The 17,612-nt window shown below is 35.2% G+C and carries 16 protein-coding genes; 12 read left to right on the forward strand and 4 right to left on the reverse strand.

What is annotated here, in order from left to right:
• Positions 1-30: 30 nt before the first annotated feature.
• Positions 31-642 (forward strand): hypothetical protein, encoded by a 612-nt coding sequence (locus tag RMO83_RS14665; protein ID WP_310560446.1) that lies wholly within the window; start codon positions 31-33, stop codon positions 640-642.
• A gap of 51 nt (positions 643-693) precedes the next feature.
• Positions 694-1,314 carry an L-threonylcarbamoyladenylate synthase gene (locus tag RMO83_RS14670; RefSeq protein WP_310560447.1) on the forward strand — a complete coding sequence of 207 codons (621 nt, stop codon included), beginning with the start codon at positions 694-696 and terminating at the stop codon, positions 1,312-1,314.
• Between the two features lie 129 nt (positions 1,315-1,443).
• On the opposite strand, the gene RMO83_RS14675 is transcribed toward RMO83_RS14670, so the two are convergent.
• From RMO83_RS14675 to RMO83_RS14690, 4 genes are all read right to left on the reverse strand, one after another.
• Entirely contained in the window at positions 1,444-2,274 is an 831-nt protein-coding gene (locus RMO83_RS14675) for an OmpA family protein (RefSeq protein ID WP_310560448.1), read from the reverse strand.
• A 45-nt stretch (positions 2,275-2,319) separates the two neighbouring features.
• The gene (locus RMO83_RS14680; RefSeq protein ID WP_310560449.1) at positions 2,320-3,324 is read right to left on the reverse strand and encodes a glycosyltransferase family 2 protein; all 1,005 of its coding nucleotides are present in this window, start codon (positions 3,322-3,324) and stop codon (positions 2,320-2,322) included.
• 56 nt (positions 3,325-3,380) lie between these two features.
• Positions 3,381-4,163 carry a polysaccharide deacetylase family protein gene (locus RMO83_RS14685; protein WP_310560450.1) on the reverse strand — a complete coding sequence of 261 codons (783 nt, stop codon included), beginning with the start codon at positions 4,161-4,163 and terminating at the stop codon, positions 3,381-3,383.
• A 136-nt stretch (positions 4,164-4,299) separates the two neighbouring features.
• Positions 4,300-4,761 carry a type I restriction enzyme HsdR N-terminal domain-containing protein gene (locus tag RMO83_RS14690; protein ID WP_310560451.1) on the reverse strand — a complete coding sequence of 154 codons (462 nt, stop codon included), beginning with the start codon at positions 4,759-4,761 and terminating at the stop codon, positions 4,300-4,302.
• Between the two features lie 88 nt (positions 4,762-4,849).
• On the opposite strand from RMO83_RS14690, the gene holA reads away from it, so the two are divergent.
• The 10 genes from holA to preA all read left to right on the forward strand — a co-directional run bounded on the left by holA (position 4,850) and on the right by preA (position 17,405).
• Positions 4,850-5,854 (forward strand): DNA polymerase III subunit delta, encoded by a 1,005-nt coding sequence (gene holA / locus RMO83_RS14695; RefSeq protein ID WP_310560452.1) that lies wholly within the window; start codon positions 4,850-4,852, stop codon positions 5,852-5,854.
• Between the two features lie 49 nt (positions 5,855-5,903).
• Positions 5,904-6,086 (forward strand): CAL67264 family membrane protein, encoded by a 183-nt coding sequence (locus RMO83_RS14700; protein ID WP_133274890.1) that lies wholly within the window; start codon positions 5,904-5,906, stop codon positions 6,084-6,086.
• A 118-nt stretch (positions 6,087-6,204) separates the two neighbouring features.
• The gene (gene ettA / locus RMO83_RS14705) at positions 6,205-7,899 is read left to right on the forward strand and encodes an energy-dependent translational throttle protein EttA (protein ID WP_310560453.1); all 1,695 of its coding nucleotides are present in this window, start codon (positions 6,205-6,207) and stop codon (positions 7,897-7,899) included.
• A gap of 210 nt (positions 7,900-8,109) precedes the next feature.
• On the forward strand, positions 8,110-9,567 hold the full coding sequence (locus RMO83_RS14710; protein ID WP_310560454.1) for a CoA-acylating methylmalonate-semialdehyde dehydrogenase: 1,458 nt from the start codon (positions 8,110-8,112) through the stop codon (positions 9,565-9,567).
• Between the two features lie 16 nt (positions 9,568-9,583).
• Positions 9,584-10,939, forward strand: coding sequence for an aminotransferase class III-fold pyridoxal phosphate-dependent enzyme (locus RMO83_RS14715; RefSeq protein ID WP_310560455.1), 1,356 nt, complete (start codon positions 9,584-9,586; stop codon positions 10,937-10,939).
• A 10-nt stretch (positions 10,940-10,949) separates the two neighbouring features.
• Positions 10,950-12,404 carry an NCS1 family nucleobase:cation symporter-1 gene (locus RMO83_RS14720; protein ID WP_310560456.1) on the forward strand — a complete coding sequence of 485 codons (1,455 nt, stop codon included), beginning with the start codon at positions 10,950-10,952 and terminating at the stop codon, positions 12,402-12,404.
• A 59-nt stretch (positions 12,405-12,463) separates the two neighbouring features.
• Positions 12,464-13,846: a dihydropyrimidinase gene (hydA, locus tag RMO83_RS14725; RefSeq protein ID WP_310560457.1), complete on the forward strand. Its 1,383-nt coding sequence runs from the start codon at positions 12,464-12,466 to the stop codon at positions 13,844-13,846.
• Between the two features lie 4 nt (positions 13,847-13,850).
• The gene (locus RMO83_RS14730; RefSeq protein WP_310560458.1) at positions 13,851-14,717 is read left to right on the forward strand and encodes a nitrilase-related carbon-nitrogen hydrolase; all 867 of its coding nucleotides are present in this window, start codon (positions 13,851-13,853) and stop codon (positions 14,715-14,717) included.
• A 21-nt stretch (positions 14,718-14,738) separates the two neighbouring features.
• A complete protein-coding gene (locus RMO83_RS14735) occupies positions 14,739-16,124 on the forward strand; it encodes an NAD(P)-dependent oxidoreductase (protein WP_310560459.1) in 1,386 nt (461 codons plus the stop codon).
• A gap of 12 nt (positions 16,125-16,136) precedes the next feature.
• A complete protein-coding gene (gene preA, locus RMO83_RS14740) occupies positions 16,137-17,405 on the forward strand; it encodes an NAD-dependent dihydropyrimidine dehydrogenase subunit PreA (protein WP_310560460.1) in 1,269 nt (422 codons plus the stop codon).
• Positions 17,406-17,612: the final 207 nt, after the last annotated feature.

Raw genomic sequence — 17,612 nt, forward strand, 5'->3', positions numbered from 1 at the left:
TAGAATTTAAAATTTAAAAAAGATTAAAATATGGTATTAATGGATCAGACGATGGTTTTTAAACTACTTATTTTTACATTAGCACAGTACATTCCACTGTATATTTGGTACAAAATGCTTCAAAAAAAAGAAATCGACATTGATTGGAGATTAATTTTTAGTTATTTTATTTTTGGCTCTTGGTTTGGAATGTTTGGCGAATTATTTTTATTTAAATTTATAGAATTAACTTTTAATGAAGTCATCTGGGAGTATCGCACTCTCCCTATTCATAAGGGAATCACGTCTTCTTATGGTCCTATTATGTGGGGCAACGCAGCAGTATATATTTGCTTTCATAAAAACTATCAATTAAAAAAACGACAACAAAAAAGAAACCCTTTTGCTTCATTTGCCATAGAATCTGGCTTCTTGCTGCTGTTAGAGGTGGCGTTTAATTTTTTTGCTTTTGCTTTGTTCAACGATTATTTCTTTTACTATTTTGTACCAGATTTAGGACATTGGACTAGTTTGACAAATTTACCTTTTTGGTGGATTGGGTATCAAATTATAGTAAAATATAGCAAAATAATGTACAAAGAAGAAAAACTAAACTTGGCTCTCGCTGTGATGCTAATAATTATTGCCTTTACTTATCAATAAAAAATAGTTGTATTTACAGTGCTATATTCTTTATCTAATTTTAAACAAAAAATGGCACAATTCATTAAAATATACGAAGACAAACCTAGCGAAGCGGCAATTGCCAAAGTGGTGAAGGTTTTGAAGGAAGGCGGTTTGGTTATTTATCCAACCGATACAGTGTATGGTTTGGGTTGTGATATTACCAATACCAAGGCTTTGGAGCGCATCGCCAAGATAAAGGGTGTAAAATTAGATAAAGCAAATTTTTCTTTTATCTGTTATGATTTAAGTAATCTTTCGGATTATGTGAAGCAAATAGATACCGCCACTTTTAAGATTTTAAAAAGAGCTTTGCCAGGTCCGTACACCTTTATTTTACCGGGAAATAATAGTTTACCAAAAGAATTTAAGAAGAAAACCACTGTTGGAATACGTGTTCCAGATAATTCCATTGCCTTAGAAATGGTACGTCAATTGGGAAATCCTATTGTTTCTACGTCAATCCGTGATGAAGATGAACTGATAGAATACACCACAGATCCTGAACTCATTTTCGAGAAATGGCAAAACCTTGTCGATGTGGTAATTGATGGTGGATATGGAGATAATCTGGCCTCAACCATTATTGACTTATCGGGCTATGAGCCAACAGTTGTGAGAGAAGGCAAAGGGAGTTTGGATATTCTTTAATAAGTGTTCAGTTGTTACATATTCAAAATTAATATTCATAAATATCCATAAAAAAACGTCTCGATTTCTCAAGACGTTTTCTGTTTACTAAACCAATGAACACTAAATACTGTTCACTGACCACTATTACTACTGTTGTTTTTTCATTTCTTTTTCTATCATATCATAGAATTGATCAATTTTTGGTAACACAACGATACGAGTTCTTCGGTTACGGGCTTTGTTTTCGGCAGTATCATTGGCCACTAACGGAATATAAGAGCTTCTTCCCGCTGCGATTAATTGTTCCGGTTTAACTCCCAATTGTCCAGTTAAAACACGGATAATTGATGTAGAACGTTTTACGCTCAAATCCCAGTTGTCAAGTAGCACACCATTTCCAATATAAGGAACGTTATCAGTGTGACCTTCAACCATACACTCAAAATCAGGTTTGTCATTTACCACTTTCGCAACTTTCGCCAAAACTCCTTTTGCTTTGTCTGTTACGTCATAGCTTCCGCTTTTGAACAGTAGTTTGTCAGCAATAGATATGAAAACCACTCCTTTTTCAACATTGATTTCAATGTCTGGATCTGAAATACCAACAGCACTTTTCAAACTAGTTACAACAGCAAGTGTAACACTGTCTTTTTTAGTTAAAGCATCTTGCATTCTGCTGATTTTCAAATCTTTTTCTTTGATTGATTCTAAAGCTTTTTCGATGTTTTGAGCTCCCTTTGTAGTCAAAACAGTCATATCTTTAGATTGGGAAATTAAAAATTGATTATTCTCTTTTGCTGCATCTAAACTAGCTTTTAGACCTGCTTTTTCTTCCAAACACGAATTCAATTTCATCGTGCAAGTATTCAATAAATCTTGAGTTTCTTTATTTTTGGCTTCTAATGCAGCGTATTGTTTCTTAGAAACACAAGAAGTTAAAAGCATAAAGAATGATAAGGCAATTACAATTTTTTTCATAGAAATTAAAATTTTAATTAAACGTGAACTACAATGTTAGTTTTGCTATTTATTAAGCACAAATATAGTGCTAAATACTTTAATTTTTCTAATAAAATAAAGACAAACAATACTTTTAGTTTTATAGTATTTTTTGTAGTAAAAAAAATCTCTTTTATTATAATTTTTTGCAAATAGCGAATAAAACGCAAAATGAGCCTTAAAAACAGCTAAAAAATGTTTGAACTTCCCTCGAAAGAGAAATTGTATTCCAGCAATTCCATCTAAAATGAGGCGAATAAAAAGCACAGGAAACAACTGATTTTTTGGTAAATTTTTTACCATCATCAGCAATGAATTTCTAAAATTTAGAAAGGTCTTCATTGGATTTTCGAGTTGCAAAGTTGCTCCTCCAACGTGATAAACAGTTGATTTTGAATTGTATTTAATGATATGACCTTTATTAAAAGCGCGCCAACACAAATCAATTTCTTCTTGATGGGCAAAAAAATCAGCATCGAACCCGTGTAACTCTGTATAGATCGAACTTCTGATAAAAAAACAGGCTCCCGAAGCCCAAAATATTTCGCAATTGTCGTCGTATTGTCCGTTATCCTGTTCCAAAGTTTCAAAAATGCGACCACGACAAAACATATAACCGTATTTATCCATAAATCCGCCAGCTGCGCCAGCGTATTCAAAGTATTCTTTGCGTTTAAAATCTAAAATTTTAGGTTGAATTATAGCTGTTTTAGGTTCGTTTTCAAAAGTTTCTAAGATGGGTTGTAACCAGTTTTCTGTCACTTCAATATCGGAATTCACTAACGCGTAAATATCAGCTTCAACACTTTTTAAAGCTTCATTGTAGCCTTGGGCAAAGCCAAAATTACTTTCGTTTTTAATGATTTTTATAGTTGGAAAATTAGCTTTTACAAACGCAACAGAATCATCGGTCGAAGCATTGTCGGCCACATAAATATCGGCTTCTGGAGAATATTTTACAATGGATGGTAAGAACTGTTCCAATAATTTTGTTCCATTCCAATTGAGGATAACTACGGCTGTTTTCATTTAATACTTTCGGTTATTACAAGGATTATGATCTGATATTTTTCAATTGTATTGTTTTATATACTATTTTGAATATCATATAATTCAGATATTTTATAAAATTTCATATTATTTGTTTTCACATAATTACATAGTTCAATTAGTGTTTGATATTCAGTTTCGTAATCATTTTTAAAACTCGATACTGGTTTGTGAGCATAAAAAATAACAATTTTATTATTATTTTTTGCATATTTTAGAAGTGATAAAAAATATGGAATACTATAATGCGAATAATTTTTATCAATTCCTAAACCAAAAACGAATCTACTTTTGTTGTAATAACAATTTTGAGAAGCGGGATTTGAACTACCATAAGTTGTTCCTCTTATGATTTGAAATTCATTTAGTAATAATTTATCGGTTGTTGAGTTTCTTGCTCCATAGGGATAAGCAAATGAAGTCGGATATAAATCATTATTTTTCATCAAATTCAACATTGGAAAAATTTCTTGATTAAGATATTCACTTGTGCCAAAAGATGAAATAAATGTTGGTGCATTTATGTGATTCAAACCATGTCCCGCAATTTCGTGTCCTTCATTTTTTAAAACTTTTAGTTTTTGGATTTTAGCATCTGATAATTGATTAAATCTAGTCACAAAAAATGTAGCTTTCCAATCGTATTTTTGTAAAATATTATTTACTTCAAACCATTCGTCAACATAATCATCATCAAAAGAAATAACAACACCCGATTGTAAATTTGGTTTTGGAATAGAAATTGGTTCATCTTCATCATTACTACACGAAAATAATATTGTGCATAGAATTAGTAGTAGATATTTTTTTGTTTTCAAATTATTTTTTTTGGTGTGATTTAGTCTAAAATTTCCTGAAAATTTCTAACTATTGAATGAAATTTTGAATCATAAAATTGTTGAATTGTTATTGATAATCATTAGAAGTTACAGCAAAATCCCTAAATAAACTACATTAATACTTTTTTATCTTTTCCCCATAATCCGGCAACTCCTTCAAAAACTCATACTTTTCATTCTCAAAATCAATTTGACAAAAGTAGTGATTATGACCATTCGTTACCATCAAATATTGGGCTTTCAAAGTCATATTATAACGGGCGATTTGATCGAAAGTCGCTTGAGCCGTTTTAATTTCGGGTGCTTTACATTCCACCAAAACAAAGATGGAACCATCAGGATTGAAAACCACAACATCATATCTTTTTCGCAATCCGTTGACGTTTAAAACTTTCTCTACGTTGATTAAGGATTTTGGATATTTTTTATCTTCCAATAAAAATCGCACTACGTGTTGGCGAACCCATTCTTCAGGAGTGAGAACGATGAATTTTTTCCTAATTTCGTCGAAAATAGACACTTTATTTTCGCTATTTTTGAAACGAAAAGAATAAGAAGGAAAATTGAGTTGCTGCATAAGGCAAAAATAGTTAATTTAGTTTAAGGTTTCAAGTTTCAGGTTGCGCAACTTGAAACTTGAAACCTTAAACTTGAAACCAAGAATAATGGACGAAGTTTTAAAAATAGTCAATGACATCAAGGCGGGCAAGATCAAACCTATCTATTTTTTGATGGGTGAAGAAGCGTATTATATCGACAAATTATCCGATTATATTGAGCAAAATGTGTTGACAGAAGACGAAAAAGGATTCAATCAAACCGTTTTGTATGGACGTGATGTTACAATTGAAGATATTGTTTCAACAGCCAAACGCTATCCGATGATGGCGGAACGCCAAGTGGTGATTGTGAAAGAAGCTCAAGATTTGACAAAAACTATTGACAAACTCGAAAGTTATGCTGAAAACCCAATGCTATCTACGGTTTTGGTTTTTTGTTATAAATACAAAACTTTGGACAAGCGCAAAAAATTATCCAAATTGATTGCAAAATCTGGAGTTCTTTTTGAAAGCAAAAAGTTATACGAAAATCAGATAGGCGACTGGATTAAGCGTGTTTTATCAGGGAAAAGTTATTCCATTGAACCCAAAGCCAATGCAATGTTGGTTGAATTTCTGGGAACAGATTTAAGTAAAATCAACAACGAATTAGAGAAACTGCAAATCATTTTGCCGAAAGGCAGCACGATTACACCCCATCATATTGAGGAAAATATAGGTTTCAGTAAGGACTTCAATATATTCGAATTACGAAAAGCCATTGGTGATAAAAACCAATTGAAAGCGTACACCATTGCAGATAATTTTGCACAAAACCCGAAAGACAATCCGATTATTATGACTACAAGTTTGGTTTTTAGTTTCTTTGTTCAATTGCTGAAATACCACGGACTGAAAGACAAAAATCCAAAAAATGTTGCCGCTGTCTTAGGTGTAAATCCCTTTTTCTTGAAGGATTATGACATAGCACTCAAAAATTATCCAATGCGAAAAGTGAGTCAGATTGTAGGTTCTTTGCGAGATATTGATGTTAAAAGTAAGGGTGTTGGAGCGAATGCTTTACCTCAATCCGATTTGTTGAGAGAAATGCTATTTAAAATTTTTAATTAGCAGCGAAAAATAACGATATTTGTACTTCTAAATATAATACAATTTAATTATGGGAATGAACAAAAACACTATTTTAGGATGGGCCACTTTGATAATGATACTAATGGGATTATTGTTAATCGGATTAGGCGCTTTTAGATATGACGATGTTGCAGGATGGGGATTTGCCGCTGTTGGCTTGGGTTTTTTGGCCAATGCTTGGGTGTTTAATTCCTTGAAAGGGAGAGTATAAAAAAAGTGTTCAGTGTTCAGTAACAAGACTTAGAAAAAAGTGTTCAGTTAGTTTTGTATCGGATTCAATTTTTATTAATGAAACAATAAACTATTAACAACAAACTATAAAAAATACTATGGCCGACGATAAAAAAGTAATTTTCTCAATGCAAAAATTGAGTAAAACCTATCCTGGAGCAGACAAACCTGTTCTTAAAAATATTTATTTGAGTTTCTTTTACGGTGCCAAAATTGGAATTTTGGGACTTAATGGTTCTGGAAAATCATCATTATTGAAAATCATTGCAGGTGTTGATAAAAATTATCAAGGTGATGTCGTTTTTCAACCGGGGTATACTGTGGGTTATTTGGAACAAGATCCACAATTAGACGAAACAAAAACGGTTCTCGAAATTGTTCAGGAAGGAGTTGCAGAAACAATGGCAGTTTTGGATGAATACAATAAAATAAACGATTTATTTGGTCTTCCTGAAAACTACGAAGACGGGGATAAAATGGACAAGTTGATGGATCGTCAAGCCGCGTTGCAAGATAAAATTGATGCTCTTGGTGCTTGGGAAATCGATACAAAATTAGAAATTGCAATGGATGCCTTGCGTACTCCAGATGGTGATACTCCAATTAAAAATTTGTCAGGAGGAGAACGCCGTCGTGTAGCTTTGTGCCGATTATTGTTGAAACAACCCGATGTTTTGCTTCTCGATGAGCCAACGAATCACTTGGATGCTGAATCTGTTCTTTGGTTAGAGCAACATTTGGCTCAATATACAGGAACTGTAATTGCGGTTACGCACGATAGATACTTTTTGGATAATGTTGCCGGTTGGATTTTGGAATTGGATAGAGGAGAAGGTATTCCTTGGAAAGGAAATTATTCTTCTTGGTTGGAACAAAAATCTAGTCGAATGGCTTTAGAAGAAAAAGTAGCCTCGAAACGTAGAAAAAACTTAGAACGTGAGTTAGACTGGGTTCGCCAAGGTGCCAAAGGTCGTCAAACCAAACAAAAAGCACGTTTGCAGAACTATGACAAACTTTTGAATGAAGACCAAAAACAATTGGACGAAAAATTAGAAATTTATATTCCAAATGGACCAAGGTTAGGAACCAATGTTATCGAAGCCAAAGGTGTAGCTAAAGCTTTTGGTGAAAAATTATTGTACGATAACTTAAATTTCACCTTACCACAGGCTGGAATTGTTGGAATTATTGGACCTAACGGAGCTGGTAAATCGACCATTTTCAAAATGATTATGGGCGAACAAAAAACCGATAGTGGAGAATTTTCGGTTGGTGACACTGTGAAAATTGCTTATGTAGATCAAGCACATTCCAATATTGATGTAAACAAATCCATTTGGGAAAATTTTGCCGATGGTCAGGAGTTGATTATGATGGGCGGAAGACAAGTAAATTCTAGAGCCTATTTGTCAAGATTTAATTTTGGTGGAGGCGAACAAAACAAGAAAGTTTCAATGCTTTCTGGTGGAGAGCGAAACCGTTTGCATTTGGCTATGACTTTAAAAGAAGAAGGAAACGTACTATTGTTAGATGAACCTACGAACGATTTAGACATCAACACACTTCGAGCTTTGGAAGAAGGTTTAGAGAATTTTGCAGGTTGTGCCGTCGTAATTTCGCACGATAGATGGTTTTTAGATAGAATTTGCACGCACATTTTAGCTTTCGAAGGCAATTCTGAAGTGTATTATTTTGAAGGTGGATTCTCGGAGTACGAAGACAATAAAAAGAAACGTTTGGGTGGAGATTTAACGCCTAAACGATTGAAATATAAAAAATTAATAAGAGGTTAAGATTCACTTTGATTCTTATTTAAAAAATAAAGCTGTCCAAAAAGGGCAGCTTTTTAATTTTACAATAATATAGTGCTAATCAAAAAATTGTAATAATTGACAAAATTCCTTTCAATTTACCATTACATTGTGTTTTTTTTAGTATTATAGCTTGTATGTCTATAAATAGTTTCTATTTTTGTTAAAACATTAAAAATAAATAAACAGTAAATGAAATACCCAGAAATTAAGAATTACATTAACGGAGAATTTGTTAATGCGACAACCACAAGAACAATGGATGTGATTTCACCACTAGACGGTACATTACTTTCAACTGTCCCAATGTCTTCAAGTTCAGACTTAGATACTGCGGTAAAAGCAGCTCAAGCCGCATTTCCAGCTTGGAGTAAAACTCCTATAAAAGAAAGAGTTCAAGTTTTTTTTAGATACAAAACATTATTAGAAAAACATTTAAAGGAATTGTCCGATTTATGTACCGAAGAAAATGGTAAAATCTATAGCGAATCAAAGGCAGAAATTGAAAAATGTATCGAATTGACAGAATTTGCCACATCTTTACCTCAATTGGTTCAGGGCGAATTATTAGAAGTGAGTAAAGGGGTTGAATGTAAAACGGAATACGTGCCCTTAGGAGTTGTTGCATCCATCGTGCCTTTCAACTTTCCATCGATGGTGCCCAACTGGACCATTCCAAATGCCATTGCTTTAGGAAATTGCATGATTATTAAACCCTCTGAAAAGGTGCCTTTAAGTTGTGGAGTTTTGGCAAAATTATTAAAAGAAGCTGGTTTGCCTGATGGCGTATTCAACATAGTTCACGGCGATGTAGAAATTGTTGAAGCCATTTGTGACCATCCTAATATTGAAGCCGTATCCTTTGTTGGCTCTACCAAAGTGGCTAAAATTGTGTACAAAAGAGCCACTCAAAATTTAAAAAGATGTTTATCACTTGGCGGCGCTAAAAATCACTTAATGGTTTTACCAGATGCTATTCCTGATATGACTGCTCAAAATGTAGCTGCTTCTATGTCGGGTTGTGCTGGTCAGCGATGTATGGCTGCCTCTGCTATGATAGGTGTAGGAAATATAGATGCTATTGTAGACAAAATTTGCGACGAAGCCCGTAAAATAATACCTGGAGTAAATTTAGGAGCAGTAATCGACAAAGCCTCTCAAGAACGAATTGAAAATTATATTACGCAAGCCGAAAAAGCGGGTGCAAAAATAATAGTAGATGGACGAAATGCAAAAGTAGTAGGTAAAGAAAACGGAACTTATGTAGGACCAACCGTTATTGACTTTGTTACTCCAGAAATGAGTGTGGCTAAAGAAGAGATATTTGGACCTGTAATCTCAATAATGAGAACAAATACAGTCGATGAGGCTTTGGCTATAGAAAATGCAAATCCGTATGGAAATGCTGCCAGTGTATTTACTCAAAATGGAGCCATGGCTCGCTATATAATGGAAAAAGCCAGTGCCGGAATGGTGGGCGTAAATGTAGGTGTACCTGTACCTCGTGAACCCTTTAGTTTTGGTGGGTGGAACGAAAGTAAATTTGGAGTTTGCGACATTACAGGAAAGAGTTCAATAGAGTTTTGGACAAAATTGAAAAAAAGTACCGTGAAATGGAATGCCGAAGCCGGTGTAAATTGGATGAGTTAATTAACAATAGTAAAAGATGATTACGAAAGAACAAACAATGACCACAGAAGAAATAGTAAACGATAGCAAAGAGTTTAGTTTATTTTCTTGGTCAGCACAATCGGCTTTAAACCCCCTTGTAATAGAAAGTGCCAAAGGTGTTTATTTATATGATAATGATGGTAACCGTATCATTGATTTTTCCTCAGGACTAATGTCGGTAAATGTAGGTCATGGTGATCAACGTGTAACCGATGCTGTTGTAGAACAAATGCAGAAAGTAAGTTTTGTAACGCCTTCTTGCACAACAGAAGTAAGAGCCAAATTATCAAAAAAATTGGCAGAAATTTGTCCGGGTAATTTAAACAAAGCCTTTTATACGCTTTGTGGAACATCCTCTATGGATAATGCTATAAAATTAGCACGTTTATATACAGGAAGACATAAAATAATTGGCAGATACAGAGCTTTTCATGGCGGTTCTATTGGTGGAATGAGTGTTGGTGGTGATCCAAGAAAATTGGCTAACGATGCGCAACAAATGCCCAATGCGATTCATATTGATGATCCTTATAATTTTTTTGGAATGCAAAATTTAGACGAAGCAACCAAATTAAGTTTAAGTTTAGAATATGTAGAACGTGTTATTCATTTTGAAGGAAAAACTAACATTGCGGCCTTTATTTTTGAGGGCGAAAGTGGTACTTCTGGCTGTTTACATTATCCAAAAGGCTATTTGAAAGGAGTAAAAGCACTTTGTGAAAAATACGGAATTTTGTTTATTGCCGATGAAGTAATGAGCGGTTTTGGTAGGACTGGCAATTGGTTTGGATTCGAAAATCATGGGATTGTTCCCGACATGGTATGTATGGCCAAAGGATTAACTTCTTCCTATATTCCTTTAGGTTGCTTGATGGTTTCAGATACTATAGCAGCAAAATATGACAATATTCCGATGATGATTGGATTAACTTATAATGGTCATCCGGTTGCAATAGCTGCGGCATTAGCTGTAATAAATATTTATGAAACAGATAACCTTATTGAAAATACACGCAAAATGGGTGCCTATTTAGAATCTAAAGTAAAGGAAATGAGAAATCATCATCCTAGCCTTGGAGAGTATAGAAATACTGGACTTTTAGGCTGTATAGACATTTTAAAAAACAAATCTACAGGCGAATTAATTGCCTCCTATAACGCGTCTGGTGACGAATTGAAAATATCTAATGCAATCGCCGCAAAACTTAGAGCTTTAGGGCTGTATACCTTTGTACGTTGGGGCTATATTTTTATCGCACCGCCATTGTGCATCAAAGAATCGCAAATCGATGAAGGTTTAGCCATCATCAGTGAAGCACTCAAAATAGCAGACGAGGCCTTAATCTCATAATTAAAGAATTATGTCCGAAAATTTTAATCATACAAATTCATCTTTGTACAGCGAGGACTTGGCTCCTATTGGTGCTGAAAAAAGAACCTGGACAACATGGAATTATGCTGCGCTATGGATTAGTATGAGTCTTTGCATTCCTACTTATATGTTATCGAGTTCCTTGATAGAAGGCGGTATGAACTGGTGGCAAGCCATTTTGACGATATTTTTAGGCAATACGATTGTCTTAATTCCAATGATTTTAAACGGTCATGCTGGTGCAAAATATGGAATTCCATTTCCAGTTTTTGCTCGGTCTAGTTTTGGAACCGTCGGAGCTAATATTCCAGCGATGCTTAGGGCTATTGTTGCTTGCGGATGGTTTGGAATTCAAACTTGGATTGGAGGTTTTGCCTTGTTTCAAATGGTTCGTTTATGGGTACCATCTATAGCTTCTCTTCCGCAAATCTTTCCCGATTCCTTTGGTTTAGAAACAGGACCAGCCCTTTGTTTTTTCTTGTTTTGGCTGTTGAATATGTATGTGGTATATTTAGGTGTGGATAGTATTCGAAAACTATTGGTCTTTAAAGCCATTTTTTTACCCATCGCAGCGCTGGCATTGTTAGCTTGGGCAATTGTAGCGGCTAAGGGTCTGGGGCCAATTTTAGCAACCCCATCTAAATTTACTAATAGTGCCGATTTCTTTTCTTTCTTTTTTCCAGCCTTAACCGGAATGGTCGGTTTCTGGGCTACATTATCGTTGAATATCCCCGATTTTACGCGCTATGCGACTTCGCAAAATGCACAAATTAAGGGTCAAATTTATGGTTTGCCAACATCAATGACCTTGTTTGCATTTGTTGGCGTAGTGGTTACTTCTGCTACTTTTATTGTTTTTGGCGAAACCATTTGGGACCCTGTTATTCTGGCAGGAAAATTCGAAAATAAACTTCTAGTAAGCATTGCAATGATTGCTGTAGCTATCTCTACATTAGCGACTAATATTGCCGCCAACATTGTAAGTCCGGCCAATGACTTTGCAAATCTCTCTCCATCAAAAATTGATTTTAGAAAAGGCGGCTATATCACAGGCATCATAGGAATACTGATATTCCCTTGGAAATTAATCGCTGATCCATCTGGCTATATTTTTACTTGGTTGGTAGGCTATTCTAGTTTGCTTGGGCCAGTAGGCGGAATTATGATTGTAGATTATTACTTCATTAGAAAACAAACCTTAAGTATTAATGATTTGTATGATTCTAATGGGATTTATAGTTTTAAAAAAGGATTTAATAGTGCCGCTATTATCGCTTTAATTGTTGGAATTATTCCAAATATTCCAGGGTTTTTCACCACAATTAAAGTGTTTTCGAGCGATGCTTTTCCAAGTTGGATAATCGGATTATACAATTATGCTTGGTTCGTAGGTTTTGGAATAAGCGGCTTGGTATATTGGTTATTAATGAAGAATAAAAAATAGTTCTTCCCCCAAAGGAACATGATTTTCTCTCTATTTTACATCATTAAAAAATAAAAATTATGAGTATTTTAATAAAAAACGGAAGAGTGATTACCGCTACAGACGATTATGTAGCCGATATATATATAGAAGGAGAAACGATTCAACAAATCGGGGCAAATTTGCAAGTTTCCGCTGATACCGTTATTGATGCCTCAGGGAAATTAGTAATGCCTGGAGGAATTGACCCACATGTTCATCTTCAAATGCCTTTTATGGGTACTTCCAGCAGTGATACTTATGAAACAGGAACACGAGCGGCTTTATATGGTGGCACTACCACCGTAATAGATTTTATATTGCAGACACAAGGCAAAAGTTTGAATTCAGCGCTACAAGAATGGAAAGGCAGAAGCGATAATAATGCCGTTGGCGATTATAGTTTTCACATGGCAGTGACAGACTTTAATGAAGAAACTAAAAAAGAAATTCAGCATTTTATAGAAGTAGAAGGCATCACCTCTTTCAAAACATTCATGGCGTATAAAGGCGCATTAATGATCAACGACAGTCAAATGGTCGGTTTGATGCATGAGGTAAAAAAACATGGAGGCTTAATTAATGTTCACGCTACCAATGGAGATATGATAGATTATTTAATAGACAAACATAGATCCGAAGGAAAATTGGCACCGTTATACCATTATTTATCACAACCAGAGGTAACCGAAGCTGAAGCCAGCAGTCGTTTTGCCGATATGGCAGATTATACCGGTTGTCCGGGCTATATTGTTCATTTAACTTGCGAAGGAGCATTAAATGCTGTTCGTTTTGCTACCCGAAGAAACCAACATGTTTTTGTAGAAACCTGCATTCAATATTTACTGTTAGACGCATCATTATATGAAAATAATTTTGAAGGGGCCAAGTGGGTCATGTCACCGCCATTGCGTGAAAAGAAAGATCAAGAAACCCTTTGGGCGGGAATTAATCAAGGCTTGGTAAACGTTGTTGCTACAGATCATTGCCCGTTTATGTGGGAACAAAAACTAATGGGTAAAGATGATTTTTCTAAAATTCCAAACGGACATCCAGCCATCGAAAATCGTATGGAATTACTTTTTAGTGAAGGGGTAAATAAAGGGAAAATTTCGTTAAACAAATATGTAGAAGTCGCTAGTACTAATGCTGCTAAAATATTTGGAATGTTTCCTAAAAAAGGAACTATTGCTATTGGTAGCGATGCAGACATTGTCATTATTGATCCTAATGAAAGACATACATTATCCGCCGCGACGCATCACATGAATGTTGATTATAGCGCGTATGAAGGTTGGGCATTGACTGGAAAAGTAAAAACCGTTTTATTAAGAGGTACCATTGCCATTGACAATAACCAATGTAAGGTAGAAAAAGGCTTTGGTCAATTTATAAAACGAAATAAAGTAAACGGTAAAATATAAATTTATGGCAAGAATAGTAAAATCAGGGTTGATACAATTAAGTTTGGCTATTACCGAGGGAGAAGGAACGATAGCTGAGATCATGGAAGCTATGGTACAAAAGCACATTCCTTATATTGAAGAAGCGGGAAGGAATGGAGTTCAAATATTATGTTTTCAAGAAATTTTCAATACGCCTTATTTTTGCCCTGGACAAGACAGTGCTTGGTATGCTTCGGCAGAAAGCGTTCCAGGACCAACCACCGAAAGGATGCAAGTCTATGCCAAAAAATACGACATGGTCATCATTGTTCCCGTTTATGAAAAAGACAAAGCTGGAGTTTTATACAACACCGCAGCAGTTATTGATGCCGATGGAACCTATTTGGGCAAATATCGTAAGAATCATATTCCACAAACGGGCGGTTTTTGGGAGAAGTTTTTCTTTAAACCAGGCAATTTGGGTTATCCTGTTTTTCAAACTAAGTATGCCAAAGTGGGAGTTTATATTTGTTATGACCGTCATTTTCCTGATGGCGCAAGGTGTTTAGGCTTGAACGGTGCCGAAATTGTGTACAATCCTTCGGCTACAACTGTTGGACAATCTCAAAATTTATGGAAATTAGAACAGCCCGCTCATGCTGTTGCAAACGGCTATTTCATGGGGTGCATTAATCGTGTAGGAATTGAAAAACCATGGAATTTAGGACGTTTTTACGGAACATCATATTTTGTAAATCCTTTGGGCGAAATCATTGCCTGTGCTTCCGAAGATAAAGACGAATTGGTAGTAGCAGAGTTTGATTTAGATTTAATAGATGAAATTAGAGGTAAATGGCAATTTTACCGTGACCGAAGACCTGAAACTTATGGAGAAATAGTTGCTCCGTAATAATTGTAAAGAAATATAAATATGAGTATTAAAAGTAATAGATTAACCACTGTTGAATATCAACAGAATTTCTCGGATATTCATCCACCATTTGAAACTAAAGATGCAGCTTTAGTCGAAGCAAACCGTTGTTTGTTTTGTTATGATCCGCCTTGCATGAAGTCGTGTCCAACATCGATTAATGTTCCAAAATTCATCAAACAAATAGCCACCGAAAATATAAAAGGGTCAGCACATACCATTTTATCTTCTAATATTATGGGTGCTAGTTGTAGTAAAGTATGTCCCGTGGAGAAATTATGCGAAGGCGCTTGCGTATATAATTTAATGCATGAAACACCTATTCATATTGCCAAATTGCAACGTTATTCTACAGAGATAGCTTTAGAAAAGAATTGGCAATTATTCAAAAGAAAACCATCCAAAGATAAAAGAGTAGCCATCGTTGGTGCAGGACCGGCAGGATTAAGCTGCGCACATACCTTGAGCAGAGAAGGTATTGATGTTACTATTTATGAAAAAGAAAGCAAAGCGGGTGGATTAATGACCTATGGAATTGCAGCTTACAAAGTAACGCCCGAGTTTTGTCAAGAGGAAGTAGATTATATTACGGCTATTGGCGGAATTGACATAAAATACAATCAGGAATTTGGAAAAGATGTTACATTAAACGAACTAAAAAATGACTATGACGCGGTTTTCTTAGCTTTTGGAGTGGGATTGGCACGGCAATTAAATATCAAAGGAGAAAAGCTTGAAGGTGTGGAAGACGCTATTCGATTTATATACGAATTAAGAAATAACGACTTTTCTAAAATTGCAGTGGGCGATAAAGTAGCAGTAATCGGAATGGGAATGACCGCTATTGATGCTGCAACACAAGCAAAACGATTGGGAGCTGCAGATGTAACATTAGTCTATCGAAGAACCCAAGATGAAATGCCATGTACGGAAAATGAACTGGATATTGCCAAATTAGACGGTTGTAAAATTATTTGGTTAGCATCTCCAAAAGAAATCAAAGGCGAAAATGGTAAAGTAACGCAACTTGTATGTGATGTTATGAAATTAGGAGAGCCCGATGAAAGTGGTAGAAGAAGCCCTATAGTTTCGGGTGAGACTTTTACTTTAGATGTCGATATGGTAATCAAAGCAGCAGGACAAACACCTTTTGAAGAATTGGTAAATGCCAATCAATTTGAAAATTCAACCGGAAAAATAGTAGTTTCCAACAAAACAATTACCAATATAGAAGGCGTTTTTGCTGGAGGAGATTGCGTCAACGGAGGAAAAGAAGTTGTTGATGCTGTACAAGCCGGAAAAGGCGGAGCAGCAGCAATTGTAAAACACCTTTTTGGTATTGATTATATTCTAGAGTCAGAAGTAAAACCTGCATTCAACAATTAAAAAGAAAAAATTATGGCCGATATATCAACTGATTTTTTAGGAATAAAATCACCAAATCCATTTTGGTTAGCTAGTGCGCCACCAACAGATAAAAAAATAAATGTAATTCGTGCTTTTGAAGCAGGTTGGGGTGGAGTTGTTTGGAAAACTTTAGGTTCTCAGGTAAAAAATGTATCTTCTCGTTATTCAGCTCTTGATTATGGAGGCAAACGAATGATGGGTTTCAATAACATAGAATTAATAAGTGACAGGCCTTTAGAAATAAACCTCCGAGAGATAACAGAGGTTGTAAAATTGTTTCCCGATCGAGCTATGATCGTTTCATTAATGGCAGATAATGACAGAAAATCATGGCATGATTTAATAATGAAATGCGAAGATGCTGGCGCAATGGGATTTGAGTTAAACTTTGGATGTCCTCACGGAATGACCGAAAGAGGTATGGGTGCAGCTGTAGGGCAAGATCCAGAAATTGCCAAAATGGTAGTAGAATGGGTAATGGAAAAAGCAACAATACCGGTAATTACAAAATTAACGCCCAATGTGCACTCGGTGGTACCAACTGCCCGTGCTGCTGTAGAAGGCGGAACAAATGCTTTAAGTTTAATTAATACCATTCAAAGTGTGACAGGCGTAGATTTAGATACCTTGGTACCGAATCCGTATGTTGCTGGTAAAAGTGTTTTTGGTGGGTATTGTGGTCCAGCAGTGAAACCAATTGCTCTAAAAATGTTGACCACCGTAGCTCAGGATGCTATTGCTTCTAGGGTACCAGTTTCAGGAATTGGCGGGGTAAGTACTTGGAAAGACGCAGTTGAATTTATGCTTTTAGGAGCTACATCAGTGCAAGTTTGTACCGCAGCCATGAATCACGGATTCCGAATTGTTGAGGATATGTGTGAAGGATTAAACAATTGGATGGATGAAAAAGGATATGAAAAAACCACAGATTTTATTGGAAAATCGGTTGAAAAAATCACCCATTGGGAAGATTTAGATATCAATTATCACCATATAGCTAAAATAAATCAGGACAAATGCATTCACTGCGGATTGTGTTACATTGCTTGTGAAGACACTTCACACCAATCTATACACGTAAAAAGAGGTAATCCTTATAACGACTATACTGTAAAAGAGGAGGAATGTGTGGGTTGCAATTTATGCAAACTAGTATGCCCTGTTGATCAATGCATAACGATGGAAGAACATCGTGTGGCTCCTGATTATATCAATTGGAAAGATTGGCAAGAACAAGGTTTGCCCTTAAATGATCATTAAAATAAAATTGACGGAAGAATCAAGAAAATGAAATTATTTTTTTCATAACTATTTTTTCTTGGTTTTAAATCATTGTTGTCCGATAAAAACTTGAAAAGCTACTATTTATAAGCATTTCAACTGTTTTGCTTGTTTTTTAGTGTTCTTTGTAGAACTCAATATTTGAAATTTAGAAAAATATTTTTTCAAATATTGAAGTTTTAAGAG

This window comes from Flavobacterium sp. (genome assembly GCF_031423415.1).
Lineage (GTDB): Bacteria > Bacteroidota > Bacteroidia > Flavobacteriales > Flavobacteriaceae > Flavobacterium.